Genomic DNA, 22,571 nt, shown 5'->3' with positions numbered 1-22,571 from the left:
TTATAAATGTTTTAAAAATGTTTTTGGTGACATTCCAAAATATTCTTTAAATTGATTAGCGAAGTAGGCATTATTCGTGAAATTCAAAGCATCGGAAACCTCAGTAACACTCAATTGTCGCCCTTGCAAAAGTTCGCGGGCTTTTAATAATTTATTGCTTCGAAAAAAAACATGAGGTGTCATTCCTGTAATTTTTTTAAACAAGCTTTTATATTTGGATTCAGACATGTTTACCTGTTGTGACAAAAAAACAATGCTTGGAAAAATTTCAGTTACATTTTCAATCAAATAGGCCTGAGAGCTTATTATCGCAGTTAAATCTTGTTCATTTACGGTATCAATCACCATATCTTCATACTTTAAATGTTCGATATAATTCGCTAGTAAGCTTTGTACCGTCCCTTTCAAGTAGAGATCAAATATGGACCCTCCTACTGTTTGCGCACGTAAATTATTCATCAAGTGGTAACTTTCATTGCTCATCCTTGTAAACTTCACAATCGTATTTGCTCTTGAATCAAACAACTTATCTGTATGTTCGCGCAATGAGGGATTCATTCTAATGTAATCTCTAATTACTTCTTTTTTTATAAAAATACAGAGTGCAAAAGTTGTACTTCCAGGCTTAACAATATAATCAGTCTTTAAGGAACTATCTATTATCGCTAAATTATAACTCCATCGTCCTATAGAATTGGAAGCATATCCTGATAATAGCGTAGCATCTCCTTCTGTAAGATTATAATATATTCCAATAAAATCGTTGGTTTTATTTTCTTGTCTAAGGCGAATTTCTGAATGATATAATACATCTAGATATAATACAGAGATTCCTAATCCGCAATTTAAAAAATAACGAATTCCTGTATGTATATGATCAGGTACAATTATAAAGTTGCCTTCTACTTTACCTTCTAATTGTTCTGCTAATGTTTCAACCCAATCCAACTCAACGCCATAGTGGTGCGTTATAGTTTTCATAAACAAAGGGTTTTGGATAATACTGTTTTAAATATAGTCAAGATATGTAGTTTTGGGATACTAAAGATAAATAACAAATTTCAAAATCAATTCACAGTATTTGTTAAATAAACTTCTATTGAATGACTATTAAATCATTTAGTAGCATCCCATTGCCTATTTTATTTTTACTAATTCCACACAGTATTTCAACCCCTTCTAGCACATTAAACTAAAAATATTGGATTCTTATTAAATTGATGGATATACCCTAAAAAAATCAATCCTTCTTGAGTAATTATTTTATCATATTTTACTTTTTATTTTTATTATCAACTCTAATGATTTTATTGTCTTCGCAAATTTGATTCAATTATATTCTTTTTACTGGCTGTAAAAGTTTTAAAAATTACAGAATAAGACAATTTTCATACTGTTTTAAGATAATTTAATAAAAACTAGTTCCTTTTTATTGTACATACATTTATACTCCCATAAATGTCTTACTATCGTTAGGTATAACACTCCCAGAAGGGATTTGGTGGGATTAAAATGAGGTCACTTCTACTACTTCTCCAGATTGGAGATCGTTTAAATATACCGTTCCTACGCGTACTCTAATCAAACGTAATGTAGGAAAGCCTACTGCAGCTGTCATTTTACGTACTTGCCTAAATTTACCTTCGTTGAGGGTTAATGAAATCCAACTGGTGGGTCCATGTCGGTCATCTCGTATTTTTTTAGTTCGGGCTGGAAAATCAGGAGGTGTTACTAATATCGATGCCTCACAGGGTAGCGTTTGGTATCGAATTCCTTTAAAGCCTATTTCTACACCTGACTTTAATTGTTCTATTGCTTCTGGAGTAATCATACCATCTACTTGGGCATAATATTCCTTTGAAACTTTTTTACTGCGTACAATCTCACTCATCATTCCGTCAGTAGTTAATAAAAGTAACCCTTCAGAATCTTCATCTAACCGTCCTATAGCCATTGTTCCTTCTGGAAAGTCATATAATTCTCCTAGTAATTTTTTCTTCTTTACTGGGTGTACAAATTGACAGATGTAACCATGTGGCTTGTGAATAATAAAATGCTGGTGATTTGCCATAGAATTTATAATGCGTGTAGTAATCAATTAAAGGCAAATTTACAGTTTCTTTTCTTGAAACTGATTCTCTATAGTCATGAAATACAAAAACAAAAAATTTGTAATGAGATCAATTGCTTCACTCATTACAAATCTATATACTTTAAGTACTGATTATCTTATGGATATATCAATTTCTCATGATAAATGTCGCAGGTACAGAACTGGCATCCATTTACTTTTTTATACATTTCTTGAGCTTTTTCTAAAGCTTCTTTTGGATTTGAATAATCTCCTACTTCTTTTCTCATAAAAAAAAGTGGAATAAATAAACAATCCTCGCGGTGAATTTCATAATCACCGTTCTCAAGTGGCTGAGTTTTAATGTAATACTTACACATGGCATTCTTAGTTTGGGGTGTACTAATTTAAAAAATAATTAGCCATTTTGTAATAAAATTAGTATAAACTTTATCCCCAAAATAAAAAATCATTAAATCTAGTTAGAAACACACTCTAACCAAATATAGTGATGTGAAATAATACACTTTTAGTGCATCATTTTTAAAGTTATCAGTATTTACAAGCTGTATATTCATTTTAAAAATCTGAATATACTCTTATTTTAATTGAAAAATATTGGTTTTTGTTTTGTAAAAAAATCTATCATTAAAATTTAATTTTACAATTTCAACACTTAAAATTTATGTTATTTTTCAGAAAATTCTGTATAATAGGCAATTGCATTATGTACGATTGCTAAAGACGAAGGATAATTCTTTGCATTATATCGGTATCTTAAATCAATATAGAATTGGCTATTAGGATCAATATCAAATAAAATCTGAGAGCAATAGGTCAATAAACCATTTTTGAAAGGTTCATTACTATCCTTGTTGATTAACGATTGATACAATTCTGTTAATTTATCAATTTGTTTTTTAGTTGCTTTACTCATTATCGGTTCTTTTTAAGATTCTATTCTTCTTTACGTCGGATAATTTTATTGTTGGCTATTTCCTGATCTACTTCATTCGTATATCGCAATTCATTTTTTTCAAAATCCTGTAATGAAATATTATAATGTGCATTTTTCAATCGCTCATAACTTGCGACACTATCTAGTTCAAAGTACGCAAATCCTTTTCTCATCCCAGAAGAAAGATAATTGCAATATGCAAAATGTTTTCCATCAATAATAATACTTACATTATAATAATCAAAATCATCATTATTAAGCAAAGAAAAGCCGTCCGCAAAAAATTCAATTTGCGGGTGTATCGTCTCTGATTCATTTTTACTGCATGAAAACAGAAGAACCATCATCAATAAGAGTATAAACCTCTTTAGCATTTTCTTAATTATCTTGTTTTTCTTTTTATTATTTATGCAAAAAACACATACAAATGTAAAGTGCTTTTTGGGACTTTCATCATATTTGTTAAAATAAATTTTAACATTTTTTGGTTTTATTTAACAACTCTCCTCTCCATAGCAAAAATGGCGCCATAAGCTGGATTTTAGAAATCATTTTTAAAGCTTTTTCATTGAATCTCTTCTGAATCATTTTGATGTTTATCAAAGAATAATATCTTTGTAGATTATGAAATGGATTAAGAACATATTTTGTTTATTAGTTTTCTCTTTCTTTGCTTACTTGGGCTTAGGAAAGACGACTTCGCCTGTTTCTGAATTTTCTTTTGAAAATAGTATTCCTTCTGAGGTTCCTACCTATCAGAATTTTATTTTATTTCAGTATGATGCCATCTTACAGCCCCAGATTGAATACAATCTTTTTAATGGGCATCATTTCTTAAAAAATTATGGCTTAAAATGGTTTGATTGTTTTCAAATACAGTCAATAGATTCTTTTACGTCAATTATTACAAATTATTGTGTAAATCCTGAATTTCATATTCAAAAGATTGCATTATTGTTATTCCCTTTCCATTTTTTCTGGTGATTCTTTTTTGTTTATCGTATTTTAAAATTGCTGCCTAGTATTTCATTAGGCCAGCTATCATTCTATTTATTAAAAAATAAAAACATACTTAATGGATCATTCTGTTACAATTATAGGTTTAGTAATTCTTGTCTTATTTGCTATTCCTTTATTTTTTGCAATCAAAAAAAATTATTCAAAGAAAGCGGCTATCAATAAAGTCATCAACCAATTTAATCAGGAAAAGAAGGTAAGCCTTGGCCAACTAGAAACTGTAAATCATAAGGTTATGGCAATAGACTCAAATCAAAAAGCAATCTTGTTTGTTGATTTGAAAAACAATAATGAAGCAACTTTCATTGATCTTAAACAAATAGCGAAATGTAAATTGAGTAAGACTACTCAATTTGATCAGTACAATGATGAGATTATTATAAGGATTGAATTATTATTTGAAAATAAGGATCGTCAACTTCGTGAAACTTCATTACTTTTTTATGATTTTGAACACGATAATTCAATGCAGGTTTTATTAGAAAATGATCATACAATGGCTAAAAAATGGTTAGCCATTATAAACGATTCGCTGTAATCACCCTTTTTACCCCCAAAAGAAAAGAGATGTTAACGCATCTCTTTTCTTGTTTCATTTTCATTGTGAATTTGATTTTTTTGATAAAACTCATACAATTGATTGTTCAATTTTATGAATCGGTAAATCCCAACAATTATGGATATAATGCATAAAACTAGACAGACATGTCCTAGCCATTGTATTTTTTCAAATCCGCTTAATTGCAATAGTCCGATGCCTCCTAATAACAAGTACAAGGAGGTCCGAAGGTAGGACATTAAGGTTCGTTCGTTTGCTAATCGGGTTCGTTCTAGTGCTAAAAAATCACGCAATATAATTTCTTCTCTATTGATGAATTCTTGGTTGATTTTAAAAGCTTTGCTAATGCTGATTTTTTTAATTTTCATAATTACGGACTTTTAATTTCATTTTGTAAATGGGAAAAATAGCGGTATTAAGAAACTCGCTACAATCCATACTATAATATTTAAGGGTGTTCCTACTTTTAAATAATCATTGAATTTATAATTTCCTGGCGCATATACCATTGTATTGGTTGGATAACTCATCGGTGTCATAAAGGTTAGTGAGCAGGCAAACATTATAGCGATTAGAAAAGGTCTTTCGCTAATATTCATTACATTCGATAGGCTAATTACAATAGGGCATAAAATGGCTGCTGTTGCTTTACTGGATAGAATATTTGTGGATAAAAAAGCAATCAGAAATAGAATACTGAGCGTAATACGTGGATCATATTGTCCTAAGGTTTGCTGTATAAATTCGGCTGCAATTTTTGCTCCTCCTGTTTTTTCCAATGCCGTTCCCATCGATAATACACCGGCCATCATAAACAATACTTTCCATTCTATAGCTTCATAGGCTTCTTTCGGTTTAATCATTGAAGAAGCTACTAATACTAGACTTCCTACCATTGCACTAATGAGTATCGAAGTAATATTGAATGCTGCAACAAGGATTACTCCCAAAGCAACAATCAAGGTTGGAATTGCTTTTTTATAATTTATCCTTTTACTTTTATATTCTGAAATTGTGATTACAATTCGTTTTTCAGTAATTCTGGACAGTTCTTCTTTTGTTGCCGAAATTAACATCAGGTTTCCCTCTCTGAGTACTACATTGGAGAGTGCTCCCATCTTAATATCTTCTCGTTGCCGAAGGGCTAATACATTGAAATTGTTTCTAAAATTCAAGTCATTTAATGTTTTTCCTGCTAAAGGAGAACTATAAGGAACCATTACTTCATAGAGTGATCGTTTTGAATCTATTGCTGCAAAATCGTCTTTATTATCGCCCTGTATGCTGTATCCTTTTCGATTTCTAAGTTCACTTAATTGTGAGGGTAACATTATCATCTTTAGAATATCTCCTTCCCGTAATTCTAACTTACCATCATTATTGTTATAAATAATGCCTTCTCTGTTCACTGCAATTATATTTCCTTTTAATTCTTGTGTCAAGGCAGATGTTTCTATTTTTTTGCCCAAATCAGGGCTTTCTGCTTCGATAATAACTTCACAGGTATATTCTTCTGCCTTGAGCACTAATTCGTCTTTATTGCCCTTCCTATTGGGTAATAATAGCTGTCCTATCGTTAGGATATAAATCAATCCAATCACCGCAATACATACAGCTGGTAATGTGAACTCAAACATTCCAAAGGGCTCGAATCCATATTTTTCAGCATAGCTACTCACTAGGATATTTGTTGATGTTCCAATTAGGGTACAGGTTCCTCCAAATAGTGCTGAAAAGGAGATCGGAATTAATAATTTACTCGGGCTTATGTTCGTTTCTCTTGAAACTTGTAACGCCACAGGTAGGAATAATGCTACTACCGCTGCATCGTTAATGAATGCTGAAAAAATTGCCGCAATACAACAAATAGAGATTAAAGCTACTGAAAAATGTATTTTACTAAGTCGGATAATCAGGCTTCCTACTCCGTCAAGTAATCCTGACTTGAAAACAGCTGCGCTAACAACAAACATACAGCCTAATGTAATGGTTGCAGGATGATTAAAACCAGAAAATCCTTCTTCGGGAGTTAATACATTCGAAACAATGAACAAAGCCATAATCAATATTGAAGTAGTATCAATCGTGAAATAATCTTTTACAAAAAGTACAATCCCAACCGCTATAATGCACAGGGTAATAATTAAGTTTATATCCATCTATATTGTTTAGGTTTTAGGGCAAAAAGCAAGCTTATTATTTTTCATATAACTGGGTGATATAAAAAGATACTATTTTTAAAGATACTGTTTTTTTGTGATTTTTAAAATTCAAGCTGTCTATTCTATTTGTATTTAAACACTATTTTATCTGATTTTAGTACATAAAATCAATGTCTTATGATAATTATCATTTTTTCTCTATAACGGTCACAGTACTTTTGGCGTATCAATTCATAGATTATGAAAACTACTTTAATTCAAAAATATAATGTTCCCGGACCACGATATACAAGCTATCCTACGGTTCCGTATTGGAATGAAACTGCATTTCATTACGATGATTATGTACATCATTTAAAACGTTCTTTTATTGAGAGTAATGGATCTGAAGGAATCAGTTTGTATATCCATTTACCTTTTTGCGAGAGTCTTTGTACCTTTTGCGGTTGTCATAAACGAATTACCAAGCGGCATGAAGTCGCTCATCCTTATATTGAGGCATTACTTAAAGAATGGAATTTGTATTGTGATTTATTCGATCAACGTCCTATTATCAAAGAAATTCATTTGGGTGGTGGAACGCCTACTTTCTTTTCCCCAGAACAACTGGAGGATTTATTGTATGGTATTTTTAAAAGGGCCGAAAAACCTTGCAGTCATGATTATAGCTTTGAAGGACATCCGAATAATACGACTTATGAGCATCTGAAAAGATTATATAATCTTGGTTTTAGGAGGGTGAGCTTCGGAGTACAGGATTATAGTGAAAGAGTACAAAAAGCTATACATCGCATTCAACCGTTTGCAAATGTGGCAAAAGTGACTCTTTGGGCACGAGAAATTGGATATACTTCCATCAGCCACGATTTAATCTTTGGTTTACCTTTTCAGGAAACAGAAGATGTAATTGATACCATTGAAAAAACACAATCCCTATTCCCAGAGCGTTTGGCTTTTTATAGTTATGCTCATGTGCCTTGGGTTAAAGGCACTGGACAGCGTGGTTTTAAGGAAGAAGATGTTCCGAAAGATGATCAAAAACGTCAATTATATGAAATTGGTAAACAAAAATTGCGTCAGATAGGGTACCATGAAATCGGAATGGATCATTTTGCTTTTGAAAAAGATAAATTATTTCAGGCGGCTCAAAATGGGAATTTACATCGTAATTTCATGGGATATAGTGCTTCTAAAACTCAATTGATGATTGGATTAGGCATTTCCTCAATTGGAGACAGTTGGTATGGATTTGCCCAAAATGAAAAGGATTTAGATACTTATTATAAAGTGCTTGAAAGTGAAAAATTACCAGTGTATCGCGGACATATTCTAACGGATGAGGATCTTATTATCCGCAAACACATATTGAATTTAATGTGTCAATTTCATACTTCTTGGTCGAATGATATGGAGTATTTCCCTGAACTTTCTGAAGTATTGCTTCAATTACAGGAAATGGAAAAGGATGGTTTATTGTGTATCCACCCAAACAGTATTGAAGTCACAGAAAAAGGAAAGCCATTTGTTCGTAATATCTGTATGGCTTTTGATCTTCGTTTAAAGCGCAAAGCTCCAGAAACACAGCTTTTCTCCATGACCATTTAATTTATTTCCATAAAAAAAGCGGTAACAATAATTGTTACCGCTTTTTTATTAATTACATACTACCTTTCTATTCATCTAAAAAAAGCAGCAACAATTTCCTTTTATTCAAAGGGATTGTTGCTGCTTCACAAAAAAACTCTCGTTTTATCCGCAATAAAACACCACTAATTACATTACGGCACGATACACGTAGGGTTTTGTTTCACTATCAAATTCATGTTGGAAGGTGAAACGTATGGGATACCCAGTCCCAACCCTCGTATTATAAATAGCATTCCGATCAAAACAGTGATATACGGAATTGCTCTTTGTATTTTATTTCGAACAGGTAATGCTAAAAAATTACCGATATAAATAACGCTCGTTAATAAGGGGAGTGTTCCCAATCCAAACAGTATCATATAGAGTGATCCTGTAAATGGATTTCCCATTGCAATAGCGCCAAACAAGGCCATGTATATCATTCCACAAGGTAAAAACCCATTGAGTAATCCTATTGTAAACAGGGATTTAAATGTTCTTTTTTTGAATTGTTTCCCTAAGGCCGACTTTACTTTTGAAATCACACGGTAAATGGGTCTTGAAAAATTATACTGTTGAAAGGTTCGCTCTGGTATCCATACTACCATTATCATTAAGATTCCAATAATAATGGATATTTTTTGTTGAATTCCGGCTACATATAATCCTTTTCCAATACTTCCAAAAAGAAGTCCAATGCTTCCATAGGCTACAAATCGCCCCGTATGATAAAAGAGAATCTGAAAAAACTTCTTTACAGGTTTGCCATGATCTACAGGTAGCATCACCGCGATAGGACCACACATCCCAACACAATGAAAGCTACTGAAAAAACCGAGTAGAATGGCAGACCAAAGCATCTTCTATAATTTATGGTTTAAAACTTTTTTGGAATAAAAGGACTGGTCTTTTACTTTCCAATTGATAATAATGTCCCAACGACCATCCAACAGACTTCTGTTAGGTATGAGTAAGTGCGAATCGGATAATGAAATCGGGGCTTCAAAATCTAATTTCTTATCAGATGGTCTATAGAGGGACACTGTTCCTGAAATATCTTTCGGATTGAATTCTGCTGGAAAAACAATTTCTATTCCAGTAGCCTTTGTTTCAATCTGAATATCATTCTTTAAATTCTTTGCATTTTGTTCCCGATTCAATTGATCTTGAAAATGCAATTCTTGTTTATAATATTCTTCTACTACCAAATCATTATCATACTTAGTATCGGTTTGTACCTTAATCACAAAGTATAAGATGAAGCTCATGAATAATAGAAATGCTATAATTACGCCTACTCCCCAATTGATTTTCATATTTTTATTTTTTAATTAAAACTTCTTGGTCCTAAGAAATTAGTTGTTGTCGTCTCAATCAGTTTATTGCCATTGTATACGCCTATCTTCAACTTATTCTTATCGCCTTCTAACAGGGCACTATTGATTTCAATAAAGAATGTCCCTTGTGCTAATCCTTGACTTGGCACTTTAAAATGCTGTTCCCGAACCATTTTTATAGTTCCTTTATGTGACAATAACTCCAGGTGTATGTCTTCGAAATCATGTGTCGTTTTATTGATCATTTTATAGGTGAATACATTACTGATATTCTCTCCTTTGTGTTCATACAACTGACCTGGTAATCTCAATACGGTAGTTTCGACATCGTTTCTTAGAAATAGCATCCCAATCAATATCCCGATTAGGATTGTTAGTACAGCCACATATCCTTTTAATCTTGGTGTAAACTTGAAAGGTTCATTTTTGGTAATATTATCTTCTGATGCGTAGCGGATTAAACCTGTAGGTAATCCTACTTTTTCCATAATCTCATCGCATTCATCGATACAAGCCGTACAATTTACACAGTCTAATTGTGTTCCGTTTCGAATATCTATCCCTGTAGGACAAACGTGTACACACTGCATACAATCGATACAATCTCCTTTTCCAGTAAGTGCTCGGTCTTCTTTTTTATTGAATTTTGCTCTTCCGAGTTCTTTTTCACCTCGCTTATAATCATAGGCCACTACAATAGATTTCGTGTCGAGTAATACACCTTGTAATCGTCCATATGGACAAGCAATTACACATACTTGTTCTCTAAACCAAGCGAATATAAAATAGAATACTGCTGTAAAAATTAATAAGGCAATCAGCGTACTTCCATTATTAGTAGGTCCCTCTTTAACCAGATTAAAAACCTCATCACTTCCTATTAAATAGGCTAAAAATACATTTGCAATTAGAAAGGATACTATAAAAAACACAAACCACTTGAGTCCTTTCTTTCTGATTTTTTCGGCATTCCACTCTTGTTTATCCAATCGGATTTGTGAACCTCTATCGCCTTCAATCCAAAATTCTATTCTTCTAAAAACCATTTCTAGAAATACCGTTTGTGGACAAATCCATCCACAAAAAATACGTCCAAAAGCCACCGTAAACAGGGTTACGAAAACAATTCCAATCAACATCGAAATCACAAAAAGATAAAAATCTTGTGGCCAAAATGGAAATCCAAAAATGATAAAACGTCTTTCTAAAACATTAAACATTAAAAACTGTTTTCCCTGTACTTTAATAAAGGGTGCCGAAAGTAAAAAGGCTAATAGTACATAACTTACATAGGTACGATAACGATAGAATTTCCCTTTTACTTTTTTAGGATATACCCAGGCTCTTTTTCCTTCCTGATTAATGGTTCCCAGACCATCTCTAAAGGATTCATCTGATGATTGTGTCATAGTATTAGTTTGAAGTTACAGCTGTACTATCTTTTTGTACTACTGCATTTTCTTCTTTTTTATCTGTGTTTGCTGCTTCATCTACCCAAACATCTCCTTGTGCTTCTTTTGCATCAGGTGGATTAGTCCCTTGTAAAGACAAGATGTAGCTGGCAACTTGTTGTATTTCGGATGGTTTTAGGATTCCTTTCCAGGATACCATTCCTTTTCCATCTCGTCCTCCTTCCATAATGGTATGGAAAACATTTTTTATTCCACCACCTAGAATCCAATGGGCATCAGTTAAATTGGGTCCGATACCTCCTCCTCCATCATTACGGTGACAAGCCACACAATTGGTATTGAAAACTTCTTTTCCTTTTTCTAAATCTCCACTTTCGGTTAGCAACGTAACAGAGTTTACATCGATTAAATCTTTGGCTGTTTTTTTGTATTCTTCAATTGCGACTTTGGCCATTGCCACTTCTTTTTCATATTCTACTGTTTGATTATCCCCATCTAGGATTTCAAATCGGATTAAATAAATTGCAGCAAAGGCAATCGAAATATAGAATCCATACAACCACCATGGCGGTAGTGAATTATCCAACTCTTTGATACCGTCGTAATCATGTTCTAATAACAATTCTCCTTCTTCTTCTATGGATCTTGATTTCGTTAAACGTTTCATCAAGTTTTTATAGAATTTAGTTTCGTTAAAGGCTACTGGAACATATTCTCTCCTTGCTTTCTTTTCTTCTTCACTTAATAGGTGAAACATCACATTATCGACTGCACTCAGCATGATTTCGATAGCAATAAGAACAAATAGTACTAAGGCTAAAAAAAGCGATACCATAGGGTATTCGATAAAAGCAGGCTTATCTCCAGAGTCTATAAAATATTCCATACCTGCAAAAACTAACGCAAATATCACAGGAACTCTAACGTATGATGGAATTACATTCTTCATTTTATACTAATTTAATATTGGAATACGAACGGTTATTGTTCATCTTTTAATGGCATTTCACTTAGTTCTTTAATACGTTCTTTTTTATACGTAAAGACCCATAAATACAGTCCTGCAAAAAAACTAATGTAAATCAGCATGGATATAATCGGATAAATTTCAATACCGGCTATAGAATCCATATGGTGTTTGACAAATTTTAGCATGGCTTATTGTTTTTGTAAGTTATCTATATCTTTAATTTTTATATCTGTTCCCAATCGTTGTAAGTAAGCAATCAGCGCAACAATTTCTCGTTCTGCCATTGGAACAAAAGTCTCCCCTTTGGCTACCGCAGCTTTTTTACTTTCTTCATAACTTTTCACAAAATCAGGATCGGCATATAGGTTATCTTCAATTTTCTTTCCTTGTTTTTTAATACTTTCATTGGCATTTGCAATATCTTCATCAGTATAGGGAACTCCCAGTTTCACCATCGTTTTCATTTTAGTCTGAATATTGGATGCATCCAATTGGTTTTTAGTCAACCATTTATAACTTGGCATAATCGAACCTGAAGAGGTACTTTGTGGATCCCACATGTGATTAAAGTGCCAGTTATCAGAATATTTTCCTCCTACTCTGAATAAATCTGGACCTGTACGTTTTGATCCCCATAGGAATGGATGATCGTATACATATTCTCCTGCTTTTGAATATTCTCCATATCGTTCTACTTCAGAACGGAATGGTCGAATCATTTGAGAGTGACAAGACACACAGCCTTCTCGTATGTATAAATCCCTACCTTCTAATTCTAAAGGTGTATAGGGTTTTACACTACTAATTGTTGGTATATTCGATTTAACAATTAGCGTTGGAACAATTTGAATAATTCCCCCAATTAGAATAGCAACAGTTGCTAAAATGGTTAATTGTATCGGTCTACGTTCTAACCAAGTATGGAAACCTTCTCCACGAATACGTCCTTTTGTGATTTTTGTCAAGGCTGGTGCTTCCGCTAAATCATCTGTTACCGCATTACCGTGTTGGATTGTTTTTATAATATTGAATACCAATACAAACATTCCGATGATATATAATGTCCCTCCAATGGCACGCATCCAGTACATTGGGATAATCTGCGTAACGGTTTCTAAAAAGTTACCATATAATAGTGTTCCGTCTGGATTAAATTGTTTCCACATTGACGCTTGCATAAATCCGGCAACATACATTGGAACGGTATACAATAGAATCCCTAATGTTCCAATCCAAAAATGGAAGTTGGCCAATGATAAAGAGTATAGTTTTGACTTCGTTAATTTTGGTACTAACCAATAAATCAATCCAAAAGTGAAAAATCCGTTCCAAGCTAATGCTCCTACGTGAACGTGTGCAATAATCCAATCTGTAAAGTGTCCAATTGCGTTTACATTTTTCAGAGATAACATAGGCCCTTCAAACGTAGCCATACCATATCCCGTAATAGCAACTACGAAGAATTTCAGTACTGGTTCTGTTCTTACTTTATCCCAAGCACCTCTCAAGGTTAACAATCCATTGATCATACCTCCCCATGATGGAGCAATTAACATTACAGAAAATGCTACACCTAAATTTTGAGCCCAATCTGGTAAAGCTGAATATAATAAATGGTGTGGTCCTGCCCAGATATAGATAAAAATTAAGGACCAAAAGTGTACAATTGATAATCGATAAGAATACACTGGTCTATTTGCTGCCTTAGGAATATAGTAATACATTAACCCTAAGAAAGGTGTTGTCAAGAAGAATGCTACGGCATTGTGTCCATACCACCATTGTACTAAAGCATCCTGAACTCCTGCATAAACGGAGTAACTTTTTAGTGCTGAAACTGGTAGTGCCAAACTATTAAAAATGTGAAGTACAGCAACGGTTACGAAAGTCGCTAAATAGAACCAAATAGCAACATATAGATGTCGTTCTCTACGTTTTAAAATAGTTCCAATCATATTGACACCAAATGCAACCCAAACAATAGCAATAGCAATATCTATAGGCCATTCTAGCTCTGCATATTCTTTTGAAGAAGTATATCCTAATGGAAGTGTAATAGCTGCGGCTACAATAATTAGTTGCCATGCCCAGAAGTTCAAATTACTTAGAAAGTCCGAATACATTCTTGCTTTTAACAGACGTTGTAATGAGTAGTAAACTCCTGCAAAAATTGCATTTCCAACAAAGGCAAATATTACAGCATTCGTATGTAAAGGTCTTAAACGACCAAAACTAAGCCACGAAATTCCATCGGTAATATTGGGGAATATAAACATTACAGCGAGCAGTAAACCCACTGCCATTCCTACTACTCCCCATAAGATGGTAGCGTAAAGGAATTTTTTTACAATTTTGTTATCGTAATAAAATTGTTGCATTTCCATAATCATAATTGTTTTTCTTGTTTTGTCTGTTTTGTTTTTGGTGTTTCCTTTTTGAGTTCATCGTCAAATAACATTCTGACGGAAGGTGTATAGGAATCGTCGTATTGCCCACTTTTCACTGCTTTTACAAAAGCAAAAAAGAAGGCTATTGCTACCACGATACTGATTGATATTAATAAATAAATGACACTCATACCTTAGTGATTTTATGAAGTAAAAGTACCCTGATGGCTAGAGATAAAACATGATATTTATCATGTATGCTCAATAAATACAGCCTTTCCCTTTATTTTAACTTCTTTCTTTATTGTTTTACTTTTTATTGAGTTTTCGAGCATAGAAATTAGACATCAGCGTCACAAAACTGACTACCGAAATGGAACTCAATGGCATTATTATAGCGGCAACCAACGGCGATAAATGCCCCGTTATGGCAAAAGATAAACCAACAGCATTATAGGCTAATGAAATACCAAAACTCATCTTGATCACACGAATGGCTTTCTGGGTTAGACTTAGATAATCTTGTAGTTTTTCAAATACACTCGCATCCAGGATAGCATCACAGGCTGGGGAGAAAACATTTACATTTTCCGAAAGGGCAACTCCCACATTACTTTGGGCTAATGCTCCTGCATCATTTAATCCATCGCCTACCATCATCACCGTTTTACCTTCTTGTTGTAATTTTTCAATAAAAAGTAATTTCTCATCGGGCTTTTGATTGAATATCAATTGGGTATTTTCTGGCAACAAAGTTTCCAATGCTTCTCGCTCTCCTTCATTATCTCCTGATAATACTACGAGTAGATAATTCTTATGGAGCTTTTTGAATAAAGGAACTAATCCCGCTCTATATTGATTTTTAAACAGGTAATATCCTTTGTAATCATTGTTTATATTAATATGTACTTCGGTTTGATTTTCTTTTTTTGAGGCTATACCTCCCACAAAAACAGCGGAACCAATTTTTATTGTATGCCCATTTATCCTTGCTATAATTCCTTTTCCAATGATCTCATCAAATTCAGAACTTGCATAGGTGGTTTTCATGGGTAAAAAATCATATAACATTCTGCTCAAAGGGTGATTTGAGCCTCGTAGTGCATTTTTCAATATGGCTTGTTCTTCAGCAGATAATGCAACTCCTTCATATTGAATGTTAGATTTTTTATTGGTTGTCAACGTTCCTGTTTTATCAAAAACCAACGTATCTACTTTAGCCATTTGTTCTATTACAGTGGCACTTTTCAAGTACATTTTCTGATTTCCCAGAATACGAAGTACATTCCCTAAAGTAAAGGGTGCTGTTAATGCCAATGCACAGGGACAAGCCACAATCAGAATAGCAGTAAACACCTGAAAGGCTTTATCTACATCAATGAATAACCAATATAGCAAGGCTAGAAAAGCAAGTGCTAATAAGGCTGGAGTAAAATAATGACTGATGGTATCGGTTATCGTTTTATAATGTTCCTCCGTTTTTTTCTGGAATACAGCATTACTCCACAATTGGGTGAGATAGCTTTGGGAAACAGAATGTAAAACTTCCATTTCGATAACTCCTGAAATTTGCTTTCCGCCAGCGAAAATAGTATCTCCTGATTTCTTTTCTACTGGAACAGATTCACCTGTTACAAAACTATAATCGATTTGCGCGTCTCCTTTAATGAGGATTCCATCAACAGGAATTAATTCTTGGTTTCGGATTAATAATCGATCTCCAGCCACAACATCATAAACTTGTACTGATTCTTCATTACCTTGAGCACTAATGCGTGTAATTGCAATTGGGAAATAGGATTTATAATCCCGTTCAAACGATAAAAAGCTATAGGTACGTTGTTGGAAATACTTTCCTAACAGCATGAAGAAAACTAATCCCGTAAGGCTATCAAAATAGCCTTGTCCCCAATTATTTATAATATCTATTGTACTGCGCAAAAACATCACCAATAGTCCTAGAGCAATTGGTATATCGATATTGAATTGACGAAAACGAATGCTTTTATATGCTGAAATAAAATATCCACTCGCTGCGTATAATAAGGAAGGGAGTGATAGTGCAAAAATCAACCATCGAAAGAATCCTTTATATTGATCTAGCCAAAATTCTTCTACTTCAAAATATTCCGGAAAAGACAGGAGCATCACATTCCCAAAAGAGAAGAAGGCTACTCCTAGTTTATACAATAAACTTCGATCCACGTTTTTTGTTCCTGATTCATAATTATCCAAACTAATATAGGGCTCATACCCTATGGAGCTCATCAAAATCACTAATTCCTTCAACGTCATCGTCTCGGAATTGTATGTAATTCGTACTGTTTTCTCTGGAAAGTTTACTTGTGAACTGCGGATATCTGGTTTTAATTTATTCAAATTCTCTAGAATCCAGATGCAGGAACTACAGTGTATATGGGGAACATATAGTGTAACAATCTCAACACCTTCTTCTTTGAAATCTAATAGCTTATCGACTATCTTTTCATTATCTAAAAAATCAAATTTCCCCTGAATATCTTGTGGAATTGCTCCCGGTGAAGATTGGAAATCATAATAAGACGACATATCATTAAGACTGAAAATCTCATATACGGTTTGACAACCTTTGCAACAAAATGATTTTTCATCAAAAATAATCTCTGTCTCCGCTGTGGTATTCCCACAATGATAACATATTTTCTGATCCATACTTTACTCATTTACCTGCTGCAAAGTTTGGCTTTTGTTTAGGTTAAAAGAATGATAATTATCATGTTTTTCGTATCTTTGCCAGTTAAATGCCTAGTTATTATGAGTAAGTGTGATCAATGTATAGTCCGGGAATTCAGCGCTTTAAAAGCCTTATCTAAAGAGCAATTAATTAGCCTTTCTGATTGTAAATCATCGTATTTAGTTAAAAAAGGTGAGGTAATTTTTGATGAAGGTGAAAATGTAAATGGAATTTACTGTATTAAGGAAGGAATTTGTAAGCTTACAAAATTGAGTCCTAATGGAAAAGATCAGATTGTAAAACTGATTACAAAGGGAGAATTATTAGGGCAACGCGCTATGATTAGTGAGGAACCTGTTAATTTGAGTGCTGTTGCACTGGAAGATATGGAAGTATGTTTCATCCCACAACAGGAAGTCATGGGGCTTTTTGATCAAAATAATCAATTTTCCATGAACATTATGAAATCTGTATGCCATGATTTGAAAGAAGCCGATGATATTATGGTGAATATGGCTCAGAAAAATGTAAAAAGCCGCTTAGCACAGACGTTATTATATCTTCATACTGATTTTGGTGTTAATCCCGATCTCACTTTAAAGGTTCAGCTTTCACGAGAAGAATTGGCGAGTATGATTGGAACTGCTACAGAATCTTGCATTCGACTACTTTCTGAATTTAATAAAGGTGGGCTAATTGCTTTAATTGGAAAAAAAATAATATTAAAAGATATTCCTAAACTTAAAAAAGTTGCAGAACAATAAATAAAAAAAGCCCCGATAGTTATCGGGGCTTTTTCATATATATAGTATACTTTATTATTCTTGTTCTGGAATCACGACTTCACCATCCCATTGCATCATACCGCCCATCAGATTAAAGGTATTTTCAAATCCTAGTTGATTCATTATATTACAAGCTTGTCCACTTCGTGCACCTGCTTGACAGTATACATAATAGTTTTTTGATTTATCCAATTCTTCTACTTGGTATATAAATCCTTGTCCTTTATATATATCAATATTAATAGCTCCTGCAATTCCACCTCTATGGTATTCTTCTGGTGTTCTCACATCTAGAATTACTGCATTAGTATCGGCTTCTAATTGTGATACCCAATTTTCTTGTGTTAAATTCATCTTCTTTTTTTGTCAAAAATATTACGCTTTTATCGAACATCCAATTGCTTTGGTCTCTTTTACTGTAATTGCTTTATTTTTTAATAAGGCATCTACTGCATTTTCAACATATTTTTGTTTTACTGCTTTCTCATCTTGATAGTTATCATCAATTGCTCCAATATATTTTACTTCATTACCTGCTTTTGTTTTTTGTAAAACATAAACGTGTGGTGTTTTTGTAGCGCCATATTGTGGATAGATTTTTTGTCCTTCATCAAATAGGTATGGGAAAGTAAATCCTTTTTCTTTTGCTCTTACTTTCATTTTATCAAAACTATCATCAGCTTGTTTCGCTGGATCATTTGGATTGATTGCGATCACTGGGTATCCTAGTTTTTTATATTTCTTGTCTAATTCGATAATTCTATCTTCATAAGCTACAGCATACGGACAATGGTTACACGTAAATATTACAATGAATCCTTTTGCATCTTTATAATCTTTTAAGGATACTTTTTTGTTATCAATGTTTTTCAAAGAAAAATCGGTAGCGATAGCTCCTACTGTATATCCTCCTTTATCTTTATGCATTGTGAAGGCACTTACGACACATACAATTAATGCAACAGCTAAAATTTTAATGGTTTTCATGTTATTTATGGTTTTTATGGGATTGTTTTTTCAAAACTACAGAAAAGATTCTGCTTTAATTCTTACTTCAGGAATGTTTTCATTTCTTTTTCTAGGGTTGCATAATCAAAGCTTTGTTCAAAGAATGCATTTTTGTCTTTACTATAGATATAGGTTGCTGGTATGGCACCGGACCAATCTTTATTTATTTTCTCTATCCAACTGTTTGCATCTGGATCGTCCAGAATAACAACTTGCGATTGAATCTTCTTATTGATTACAAACGGAATCAATTGCTTTTCAATCATTTTTGTCATATCCAAACTCACTAATAAGACTTTAACCTTTTTGTCTTTGTAATTGGCTTGCAATTTTTCAAATTCTGGTAATTCCGCTACACAAGGTACACACCAAGTTGCCCAAAAATTCACTACATATACTGTATCATTTTTTCGCTCCAATAAATGTTTCAACTGATTATAATCGTATGATTTTATCGCCACTCCTTCTCCTTTATACGTCGCTTTGGCAATTGGAATAATTTCTTTTTGTTCTTGTTTACAAGAAAATAGTGTGAATAAACAAAAAATAGAAAGGGCTTTTAAAGTGTGAGTCATTGTAATATCAAGGCTAAAATGTTAGTGCAGTTAAAAATAGCCATTAAAAATAGTGACCTTAAAATTTTAACAAAATTTTATTAATGAAATGCATTTTGAAAACAAAAAACTCATACATTTGTATATACAAATATTGTAATGACAAATGAAGATAGAAGATGTAATAAAATCGAGTTCAACATTATCGCTTTATAAAAAAACGATATTGAATATTTTGTACACGCAAAATGTCATTTCTGAAAAGATCAATGAAGTATTTAAACAATATGACATTTCTGTAGAACAGTTCAACGTGTTACGAATATTAAGAGGACAAAAGGGTAATCCGGCTAATATGTTTTTAATACAGGAACGTATGCTTTCTAAAACAAGTAATACAACCCGTCTTGTAGACAAATTATTATTGAAAGGATTAGTAACCCGTGAGGTATGTGAAAAAAATCGACGAAAAATCGAAATTATGATCACAAAGGAAGGTTTGGATTTATTGTTCGACTTAGATCCAAAACTTGATGAATATGAAAAAGGAATTTTGAATGGTCTTAGCGATGAGCAACTCACAGAGATGAATGCGACACTGGATCATATACGAGAGAACAATTTGAAATGCCCTAATTCATAAGAAGAAGAATCAATGCGCTTACCGATGATGTCAATCATCACATTAAAAAGGATATAATAATCAATTAAATATTTAAACACAAAAACCAATTTTAACAATGAAAAATTTCAAAACAATTGCAATTGCATTAGTAGTAGCTTTAGGAACTTTAACTGCTAGCGCTCAAAACGGAACTAAAAAAGTAGATGCTTCTAAAAGCAAAATTACATGGGTTGGAAAAAAAGTAACAGGTTCTCATGAAGGAACAGTTAACTTAAAAGAAGGTTCATTAATCTTCAAAAAAGACGTATTAGCTGGTGGTAACTTCACAATTGATATGACTACTATTTCTTCTACTGACTTAACAGGTGAATACAAAGGAAAATTAGATGGTCACTTAAAAGCTGATGATTTCTTTGGTACTGATAAATTCCCAACAGCAAAATTAGTTTTCAAAAAAATCGCTACTAAAAGCAAAGGTAATTATACAGTAACTGCAGACTTAACAATCAAAGGAATTACTAAACCAGTAACTTTTGATATCGCAACTACTGCAACTACTGCAACTTCTTCTTTCAAAATCAACAGAACTGTATACGGAATCAAATATAACTCTGGAAGTTTCTTTGATAGCTTAGGAGACAAAACAATCAATGATGACTTTGATGTAACTGTAGCTTTACAGTTCTAATACGATAGATTTTAAATTGTAAAAAGCCTGAAGGATTTATTTCTTCAGGCCTTTTTTATGTTTTTATTTTTCCAATGCTTGCAGGATGTCCGCAGTAATATCATCGATATGTTCTAATCCAACAGATATTCGGATTAATCCATCGGTAATACCAACTGCCAATCGCTCTTCAACACTGAGTTTGGAATGTGTTGTTGAAGCGGGGTGTGAAGCAATGGTTCTACTATCACCCAGATTATTGGTCATGGAACACATTTGTAATCCATTTAGAAAATTTCTCCCTGCTTCTATTCCTCCTTTTAATTCAAAAGTGAGGATTCCTCCTCCATTTTTCATCTGCTTTTGAGCAATTTCATATTGTGGATGTGTTTCTAAAAAAGGATAACGTACTCCCTTCAACTTTGGATGGTTTTGAAGTTTCTGTGCTAGTTTCAATGCATTGTCTGCGTGTCTTTCCATTCGGATGAAAAGCGTTTCCAAGCTTTTAGTCAAAGTCCAAGCATTAAAAGGACTCATTGATGGACCTGTATTCCGAATAAATAAATATAATTCATGAATCAATTCTTTTTTTCCTACAATTACTCCACCCAAAACTCTTCCTTGCCCATCAATAAATTTGGTTGCAGAATGCAAAACTAAATCGGCTCCTAAATTAATTGGTTGTTGCACAGCTGGTGTTGCAAAACAATTATCGACTACCAATATAATATTGTTTTTTTTACACAAGGCTGAAACAGCTTCAATATCAATGATGTCCAATCCCGGATTAGAGGGTGTCTCTATATATAATAGTTTGGTATTGGGTTGTATTAATGCCGCAATAGTTTCTGGTTTATTCATATCAAAATAGGAATATTCTATTCCCCATTTTGGTAAGTACTTTTTTAAAATAGTATGGGTTGAACCAAATACAGCTGATGCAGAAAGTATATGATCTCCTTGTGATAAGAAGGACATAAAGATAGCATACACAGCTGCCATTCCTGTTGCTGTAGCTACTCCATCTTCGGCATTTTCTAATACACAAATCTTGTTTACAAATTCATCTACTGTAGGATTTGAAAATCGAGAATAGATATTCACATTTAAACTGTCATCGGAGAATGCAGCTGCCATATCTTCGGCAGAATCATAAACAAAACTACTGGTTAAAAACAATGGTGTACTGTGTTCTTTTTGTGCAGTTCTATCGGTTTGAGTACGTATTGCACTCGTTTCTAATTTATAAGCCATTATTCTGGTATATTATTTTTTGAAATTAATACGCCATTGACTTCCACTTCCAAATTGATGGTCGTTCCAGATCGGCGTAATGTTTCTGCTACTGAGCAGTATTTATTAATTGATAAATCGGCCGCGCGAATTGCTTTTCCTACTTCAATATCTCCTTTAAAATGGAATCGAATAGTAACCCATTCCCACAATGAAAGTACTTTGTCTTTTTCACGTTCTCCATCAATACTAAAAGCAAAATAGCTGATGTCCTGCTTTTGTTTTTTCAGAATAGAGATAATATCTACTGTACTACAGCCTCCCAAAGCAGCCAATAGACTTTGCATTGGGCGCATTCCTTCTCCAAGCCCACCTTGTTCTACCGGAATATCAATTTTCATTGAATTGTTACTCTCATCTGTTATCAATAAACCGTAATCGCCAAATTTTACTTCACCGTGAATCAGTGCCATATTTCTTTTTTTAT

Annotated in this window: 26 protein-coding genes; 6 read left to right on the top strand and 20 right to left on the bottom strand. The window is 33.2% G+C overall.

Translation table 11 applies throughout. From position 1 onward, the window contains the following. The 5 genes from P6733_RS08410 to P6733_RS08390 form a co-directional block, all read right to left on the bottom strand. On the bottom strand, positions 1–981 hold the full coding sequence (locus P6733_RS08410; protein WP_306352277.1) for a helix-turn-helix domain-containing protein: 981 nt from the start codon (positions 979–981) through the stop codon (positions 1–3). Positions 982–1,507: 526 nt separating this feature from the next. After that, on the bottom strand, positions 1,508–2,071 hold the full coding sequence (locus P6733_RS08405) for a pseudouridine synthase (RefSeq protein ID WP_306352275.1): 564 nt from the start codon (positions 2,069–2,071) through the stop codon (positions 1,508–1,510). A 158-nt stretch (positions 2,072–2,229) separates the two neighbouring features. Continuing rightward, the gene (locus P6733_RS08400) at positions 2,230–2,361 is read right to left on the bottom strand and encodes a hypothetical protein (RefSeq protein ID WP_306352273.1); all 132 of its coding nucleotides are present in this window, start codon (positions 2,359–2,361) and stop codon (positions 2,230–2,232) included. A 398-nt stretch (positions 2,362–2,759) separates the two neighbouring features. Continuing rightward, positions 2,760–3,008: a hypothetical protein gene (locus P6733_RS08395; protein ID WP_306352271.1), complete on the bottom strand. Its 249-nt coding sequence runs from the start codon at positions 3,006–3,008 to the stop codon at positions 2,760–2,762. A 20-nt stretch (positions 3,009–3,028) separates the two neighbouring features. Then, a complete protein-coding gene (locus P6733_RS08390) occupies positions 3,029–3,403 on the bottom strand; it encodes a hypothetical protein (RefSeq protein WP_306352268.1) in 375 nt (124 codons plus the stop codon). A gap of 250 nt (positions 3,404–3,653) precedes the next feature. On the opposite strand from P6733_RS08390, the gene P6733_RS08385 reads away from it, so the two are divergent. Both P6733_RS08385 and P6733_RS08380 read left to right on the top strand, forming a co-directional pair. After that, positions 3,654–4,013: a hypothetical protein gene (locus P6733_RS08385; protein WP_306352266.1), complete on the top strand. Its 360-nt coding sequence runs from the start codon at positions 3,654–3,656 to the stop codon at positions 4,011–4,013. A gap of 91 nt (positions 4,014–4,104) precedes the next feature. Continuing rightward, on the top strand, positions 4,105–4,584 hold the full coding sequence (locus P6733_RS08380; RefSeq protein WP_306352265.1) for a hypothetical protein: 480 nt from the start codon (positions 4,105–4,107) through the stop codon (positions 4,582–4,584). A 32-nt stretch (positions 4,585–4,616) separates the two neighbouring features. Here the strand turns inward: P6733_RS08380 and P6733_RS08375 are convergent, their stop codons facing one another. Together P6733_RS08375 and P6733_RS08370 are read right to left on the bottom strand one after the other, a co-directional pair. Continuing rightward, positions 4,617–4,973, bottom strand: a complete 357-nt coding sequence (locus P6733_RS08375) for a DUF202 domain-containing protein (protein ID WP_306352263.1) — start codon at positions 4,971–4,973, stop codon at positions 4,617–4,619. Positions 4,974–4,991: 18 nt separating this feature from the next. Further along, positions 4,992–6,764, bottom strand: coding sequence for an SLC13 family permease (locus tag P6733_RS08370; RefSeq protein ID WP_306352261.1), 1,773 nt, complete (start codon positions 6,762–6,764; stop codon positions 4,992–4,994). 243 nt (positions 6,765–7,007) lie between these two features. Here P6733_RS08370 and hemN point away from each other — a divergent pair, with 243 nt between their 5' ends. Beyond that, positions 7,008–8,372, top strand: coding sequence for an oxygen-independent coproporphyrinogen III oxidase (gene hemN, locus P6733_RS08365; protein WP_306352258.1), 1,365 nt, complete (start codon positions 7,008–7,010; stop codon positions 8,370–8,372). A gap of 173 nt (positions 8,373–8,545) precedes the next feature. Here the strand turns inward: hemN and P6733_RS08360 are convergent, their stop codons facing one another. The 8 genes from P6733_RS08360 to P6733_RS08325 all read right to left on the bottom strand — a co-directional run bounded on the left by P6733_RS08360 (position 8,546) and on the right by P6733_RS08325 (position 17,190). After that, positions 8,546–9,253, bottom strand: coding sequence for a sulfite exporter TauE/SafE family protein (locus P6733_RS08360; RefSeq protein ID WP_306352256.1), 708 nt, complete (start codon positions 9,251–9,253; stop codon positions 8,546–8,548). Positions 9,254–9,256: 3 nt separating this feature from the next. Next, complete coding sequence (locus tag P6733_RS08355) at positions 9,257–9,709, bottom strand: FixH family protein (RefSeq protein ID WP_306352254.1); 453 nt, start codon at positions 9,707–9,709, stop codon at positions 9,257–9,259. A gap of 11 nt (positions 9,710–9,720) precedes the next feature. Continuing rightward, positions 9,721–11,139 carry a cytochrome c oxidase accessory protein CcoG gene (ccoG, locus tag P6733_RS08350; protein ID WP_306352253.1) on the bottom strand — a complete coding sequence of 473 codons (1,419 nt, stop codon included), beginning with the start codon at positions 11,137–11,139 and terminating at the stop codon, positions 9,721–9,723. A gap of 4 nt (positions 11,140–11,143) precedes the next feature. Next, complete coding sequence (locus tag P6733_RS08345; RefSeq protein ID WP_306352251.1) at positions 11,144–12,091, bottom strand: cbb3-type cytochrome c oxidase N-terminal domain-containing protein; 948 nt, start codon at positions 12,089–12,091, stop codon at positions 11,144–11,146. A 32-nt stretch (positions 12,092–12,123) separates the two neighbouring features. Beyond that, positions 12,124–12,297, bottom strand: a complete 174-nt coding sequence (locus P6733_RS08340; RefSeq protein WP_306352248.1) for a CcoQ/FixQ family Cbb3-type cytochrome c oxidase assembly chaperone — start codon at positions 12,295–12,297, stop codon at positions 12,124–12,126. A 3-nt stretch (positions 12,298–12,300) separates the two neighbouring features. Then, complete coding sequence (gene ccoN / locus P6733_RS08335; protein ID WP_306352246.1) at positions 12,301–14,496, bottom strand: cytochrome-c oxidase, cbb3-type subunit I; 2,196 nt, start codon at positions 14,494–14,496, stop codon at positions 12,301–12,303. A 2-nt stretch (positions 14,497–14,498) separates the two neighbouring features. Continuing rightward, positions 14,499–14,690 carry a cbb3-type cytochrome oxidase assembly protein CcoS gene (gene ccoS, locus P6733_RS08330; protein WP_306352244.1) on the bottom strand — a complete coding sequence of 64 codons (192 nt, stop codon included), beginning with the start codon at positions 14,688–14,690 and terminating at the stop codon, positions 14,499–14,501. Between the two features lie 118 nt (positions 14,691–14,808). Then, positions 14,809–17,190: a heavy metal translocating P-type ATPase metal-binding domain-containing protein gene (locus P6733_RS08325; protein WP_306352242.1), complete on the bottom strand. Its 2,382-nt coding sequence runs from the start codon at positions 17,188–17,190 to the stop codon at positions 14,809–14,811. A 102-nt stretch (positions 17,191–17,292) separates the two neighbouring features. Here P6733_RS08325 and P6733_RS08320 point away from each other — a divergent pair, with 102 nt between their 5' ends. Beyond that, entirely contained in the window at positions 17,293–17,976 is a 684-nt protein-coding gene (locus P6733_RS08320; RefSeq protein ID WP_306352240.1) for a Crp/Fnr family transcriptional regulator, read from the top strand. Between the two features lie 54 nt (positions 17,977–18,030). Here P6733_RS08320 and P6733_RS08315 read toward each other — a convergent pair whose 3' ends face one another. From P6733_RS08315 to P6733_RS08305, 3 genes are all read right to left on the bottom strand, one after another. Beyond that, positions 18,031–18,351 (bottom strand): rhodanese-like domain-containing protein, encoded by a 321-nt coding sequence (locus P6733_RS08315; protein ID WP_306352238.1) that lies wholly within the window; start codon positions 18,349–18,351, stop codon positions 18,031–18,033. 21 nt (positions 18,352–18,372) lie between these two features. Next, positions 18,373–18,984, bottom strand: a complete 612-nt coding sequence (locus P6733_RS08310) for a thioredoxin family protein (protein ID WP_306352236.1) — start codon at positions 18,982–18,984, stop codon at positions 18,373–18,375. A 62-nt stretch (positions 18,985–19,046) separates the two neighbouring features. Continuing rightward, complete coding sequence (locus P6733_RS08305; RefSeq protein WP_306352234.1) at positions 19,047–19,580, bottom strand: TlpA disulfide reductase family protein; 534 nt, start codon at positions 19,578–19,580, stop codon at positions 19,047–19,049. Positions 19,581–19,725: 145 nt separating this feature from the next. Between P6733_RS08305 and P6733_RS08300 the strand changes: the two genes are divergently transcribed. Next, positions 19,726–20,202: a MarR family winged helix-turn-helix transcriptional regulator gene (locus tag P6733_RS08300; protein WP_306352233.1), complete on the top strand. Its 477-nt coding sequence runs from the start codon at positions 19,726–19,728 to the stop codon at positions 20,200–20,202. Between the two features lie 97 nt (positions 20,203–20,299). Then, a complete protein-coding gene (locus P6733_RS08295; protein ID WP_306352231.1) occupies positions 20,300–20,872 on the top strand; it encodes a YceI family protein in 573 nt (190 codons plus the stop codon). Between the two features lie 63 nt (positions 20,873–20,935). On the opposite strand, the gene P6733_RS08290 is transcribed toward P6733_RS08295, so the two are convergent. Beyond that, complete coding sequence (locus P6733_RS08290; protein ID WP_306352229.1) at positions 20,936–22,105, bottom strand: O-succinylhomoserine sulfhydrylase; 1,170 nt, start codon at positions 22,103–22,105, stop codon at positions 20,936–20,938. After that, a complete protein-coding gene (locus P6733_RS08285; protein ID WP_306352227.1) occupies positions 22,105–22,557 on the bottom strand; it encodes an OsmC family protein in 453 nt (150 codons plus the stop codon). The genes P6733_RS08290 and P6733_RS08285 overlap by 1 nt, the downstream gene beginning before the upstream one ends. Between the last annotated feature and the right edge of the window lie 14 nt (positions 22,558–22,571).

This window comes from Flavobacterium aerium (assembly GCF_030766725.1).
Lineage (GTDB): Bacteria > Bacteroidota > Bacteroidia > Flavobacteriales > Flavobacteriaceae > Flavobacterium > Flavobacterium aerium.
This window is presented reverse-complemented; position numbering and strand designations above follow the sequence as displayed.

Bases quoted from the DNA above. Each gene is read 5' to 3' on its own strand.
- P6733_RS08410 (WP_306352277.1), bottom strand. From the start codon at position 981: ATGAAAACTATAACGCACCACTATGGCGTTGAGTTGGATTGGGTTGAA.
- P6733_RS08405 (WP_306352275.1), bottom strand. From the start codon at position 2,071: ATGGCAAATCACCAGCATTTTATTATTCACAAGCCACATGGTTACATC.
- P6733_RS08400 (WP_306352273.1), bottom strand. From the start codon at position 2,361: ATGAGAAAAGAAGTAGGAGATTATTCAAATCCAAAAGAAGCTTTAGAA.
- P6733_RS08395 (WP_306352271.1), bottom strand. From the start codon at position 3,008: ATGAGTAAAGCAACTAAAAAACAAATTGATAAATTAACAGAATTGTAT.
- P6733_RS08390 (WP_306352268.1), bottom strand. From the start codon at position 3,403: ATGCTAAAGAGGTTTATACTCTTATTGATGATGGTTCTTCTGTTTTCA.
- P6733_RS08385 (WP_306352266.1), top strand. From the start codon at position 3,654: ATGAAATGGATTAAGAACATATTTTGTTTATTAGTTTTCTCTTTCTTT.
- P6733_RS08380 (WP_306352265.1), top strand. From the start codon at position 4,105: ATGGATCATTCTGTTACAATTATAGGTTTAGTAATTCTTGTCTTATTT.
- P6733_RS08375 (WP_306352263.1), bottom strand. From the start codon at position 4,973: ATGAAAATTAAAAAAATCAGCATTAGCAAAGCTTTTAAAATCAACCAA.
- P6733_RS08370 (WP_306352261.1), bottom strand. From the start codon at position 6,764: ATGGATATAAACTTAATTATTACCCTGTGCATTATAGCGGTTGGGATT.
- hemN (WP_306352258.1), top strand. From the start codon at position 7,008: ATGAAAACTACTTTAATTCAAAAATATAATGTTCCCGGACCACGATAT.
- P6733_RS08360 (WP_306352256.1), bottom strand. From the start codon at position 9,253: ATGCTTTGGTCTGCCATTCTACTCGGTTTTTTCAGTAGCTTTCATTGT.
- P6733_RS08355 (WP_306352254.1), bottom strand. From the start codon at position 9,709: ATGAAAATCAATTGGGGAGTAGGCGTAATTATAGCATTTCTATTATTC.
- ccoG (WP_306352253.1), bottom strand. From the start codon at position 11,139: ATGACACAATCATCAGATGAATCCTTTAGAGATGGTCTGGGAACCATT.
- P6733_RS08345 (WP_306352251.1), bottom strand. From the start codon at position 12,091: ATGAAGAATGTAATTCCATCATACGTTAGAGTTCCTGTGATATTTGCG.
- P6733_RS08340 (WP_306352248.1), bottom strand. From the start codon at position 12,297: ATGCTAAAATTTGTCAAACACCATATGGATTCTATAGCCGGTATTGAA.
- ccoN (WP_306352246.1), bottom strand. From the start codon at position 14,496: ATGGAAATGCAACAATTTTATTACGATAACAAAATTGTAAAAAAATTC.
- ccoS (WP_306352244.1), bottom strand. From the start codon at position 14,690: ATGAGTGTCATTTATTTATTAATATCAATCAGTATCGTGGTAGCAATA.
- P6733_RS08325 (WP_306352242.1), bottom strand. From the start codon at position 17,190: ATGGATCAGAAAATATGTTATCATTGTGGGAATACCACAGCGGAGACA.
- P6733_RS08320 (WP_306352240.1), top strand. From the start codon at position 17,293: ATGAGTAAGTGTGATCAATGTATAGTCCGGGAATTCAGCGCTTTAAAA.
- P6733_RS08315 (WP_306352238.1), bottom strand. From the start codon at position 18,351: ATGAATTTAACACAAGAAAATTGGGTATCACAATTAGAAGCCGATACT.
- P6733_RS08310 (WP_306352236.1), bottom strand. From the start codon at position 18,984: ATGAAAACCATTAAAATTTTAGCTGTTGCATTAATTGTATGTGTCGTA.
- P6733_RS08305 (WP_306352234.1), bottom strand. From the start codon at position 19,580: ATGACTCACACTTTAAAAGCCCTTTCTATTTTTTGTTTATTCACACTA.
- P6733_RS08300 (WP_306352233.1), top strand. From the start codon at position 19,726: ATGAAGATAGAAGATGTAATAAAATCGAGTTCAACATTATCGCTTTAT.
- P6733_RS08295 (WP_306352231.1), top strand. From the start codon at position 20,300: ATGAAAAATTTCAAAACAATTGCAATTGCATTAGTAGTAGCTTTAGGA.
- P6733_RS08290 (WP_306352229.1), bottom strand. From the start codon at position 22,105: ATGGCTTATAAATTAGAAACGAGTGCAATACGTACTCAAACCGATAGA.
- P6733_RS08285 (WP_306352227.1), bottom strand. From the start codon at position 22,557: ATGGCACTGATTCACGGTGAAGTAAAATTTGGCGATTACGGTTTATTG.